Raw genomic sequence first — 2,029 nt, forward strand, 5'->3', positions numbered from 1 at the left:
CGTTGCAGAACGCTTGGCAGGGTGATACCGGGATGAGCTATCAGGTGTGGCAGGCGCAGTGGAATCAGGCGATGACGGAGTTGGTGCGCGCTTATCAGGCGATGGCCGGCACGCATGAGAACAACACGTTGTCGATGTATGCCCGCGACGCGGCCGAAGGCGCCAAGTGGGGCGGCTAGCCCGGCCCGCTCGCTGACGGGTGCAGTGCGCGGTCGGAGAAGGCCGTTCCGCCGTACGGTCGGTCGTGCCTAGTTCGGGGAGGGTCACCATCGAGCCGTCGCTGGCCTGGTTGCTGCACCCCCTTGCCGTGGAAACCTTTCTCAACGAGATATGGGCGGAAAGGCACTACCATCTCGAGCGGCGCTGCGCCGGCTACTTCGATGACCTGCTGCCGGGCCCGTCGGCGGGTGAGGAACTCCTGAGGTGCTATCGCCGAACGCCTTCGGCAGTGCGCTTGATGAGGGGGCAAGACAAAAAGGGCCCCGACAGTTACCGGCTTGTCGATGACACCCTCGATCTTGCCCGTGTCCGCGACGACTTCGCCGATGGCTACACGGTCGTGTTAGACGGCGTTGAGGAGTATGCCCGCGACATTGGGTCGCTGGCCCGCTCCATAGAGGTCGAGCTGAACTATCCGACCCAGGTCAACGCGTACATCAGCCCGCCGGCATCCCAAGGGCTGGTTGCCCACTACGACGACCACGACTTGTTGGTCCTGCAGATCGAAGGATCCAAGATCTGGCATCTGTACGACGGCGCCGACGTATCGCCTCACGAGTTGCAGCGTAAGGAAAAGTCGGTTGCGACCGACGGCCTTCCGCGGCCAACGGACTTGCGCCTGGAAGCCGGCGACATGCTGTACTTACCGCGCGGCCGCGTTCATGCAGCCGAGACCGAATCAGAGCCATCGATTCATCTGACGGTCGGGGTCCACGCGCCCACCGTGCTGTTGCTTGCCGTCGGAGCGCTCCACCGGCTGAGTTCTCAGGATGATCGTCTGAACGCCCGCCTTCCGCCGCGGCATCTGGATGACGCGGAAGCGCAGGCGACTCTGGGCATCCTTCTGCGTGACGCTCTCAAAGCCGTCGAGGGCCCTAGCGCCGTCGCAGGCGGTTTGGATGCATTGGCGGATGTCCTGGTCCGGCGCGGCCGATGCCCACCAGTCGGGCAGATCTCCGACGCCACCACAGTCGACGGACAATCACTAGTGAGGAAGCACCACCCGCTGTATTCGTGGGTGACGACCGTCGCCGGCGGGGTAGCCCTGCATTTCGCTCGACTGTCGATACCCGCAAGCTCCGACCACGAAGACGCGTTGCTGTTCCTCTCCAGAAGTAGCCAGCCGTTTCGCGTGCACGATCTGCCGGGGCTGGCACCGGCGCAGCAGACGGAGTTGGCCCGAACGTTGATCGTGAGCGGCTTCCTGGCCCGGCTCACCTGATGGAGTTCGCCTACCTCGCCCGCTGGACGCCGGTCCGGTTCGACTTCTCCGGGTCCGCGCCAACGGTCGACTGGGCCGATCTCTCGGCGGAGCGCTTCGTCGAACCGTTCTTCGACCAGACCGTCGCCCGCTGGGCGTCGGGCCCGCGGTACCGACCGTTGGTGCGGACCGGGCTCGAAGCGCTCGTTGCTCTCGATGGCGAGCCGTCCCTTGAACCGGCGGGCATCATCTTTCATCACTCGCGGTGTGGATCTACGCTCGTGTCCCGACTGCTGGGCACACTTTCCGGCGTCGTCGCTCTCTCCGAGCCGGCGCCGCTCAACGCGCTCCTCGGACTCGATCCGGATCTGGTCGACGAGACCGCGCTGGTCGAGGTTGTGCGACTTCTGGCACGGGCGCTCGGCCGATGCCGGCACGGCGACGAGCGGCGGCTGGTGCTCAAATGCTCAAGCTGGAACATTCGCCGCCGGGCGGTGCTCGCCGCCGCCTTCCCAGAAACACCGTGGACCTGGATCCAGCGTGACCCGGTGCCCGTCCTGGCCTCGCTACTCGCCGAGCCGCCGGGCTGGCTCCGGCTCCAGGCGACAC

The 2,029-nt window shown here is 65.7% G+C and carries 3 protein-coding genes; all 3 read left to right on the top strand.

What is annotated here, in order from left to right; translation table 11 throughout:
- On the top strand, nucleotides 1–179 hold a 179-nt coding region (locus tag WA317_RS16570; RefSeq protein ID WP_425174066.1), incomplete at its 5' end, for a WXG100 family type VII secretion target.
- A gap of 65 nt (nucleotides 180–244) precedes the next feature.
- Nucleotides 245–1,441, top strand: a complete 1,197-nt coding sequence (locus tag WA317_RS16575; protein WP_425174064.1) for a cupin domain-containing protein — start codon at nucleotides 245–247, stop codon at nucleotides 1,439–1,441.
- On the top strand, nucleotides 1,441–2,029 hold a 589-nt coding region (locus WA317_RS16580; protein ID WP_425174065.1), incomplete at its 3' end, for a hypothetical protein. The genes WA317_RS16575 and WA317_RS16580, both read left to right, overlap by 1 nt.

Origin of the sequence: Mycobacterium sp. (assembly GCF_049802695.1) — a bacterium.
GTDB lineage: Bacteria > Actinomycetota > Actinomycetes > Mycobacteriales > Mycobacteriaceae > Mycobacterium.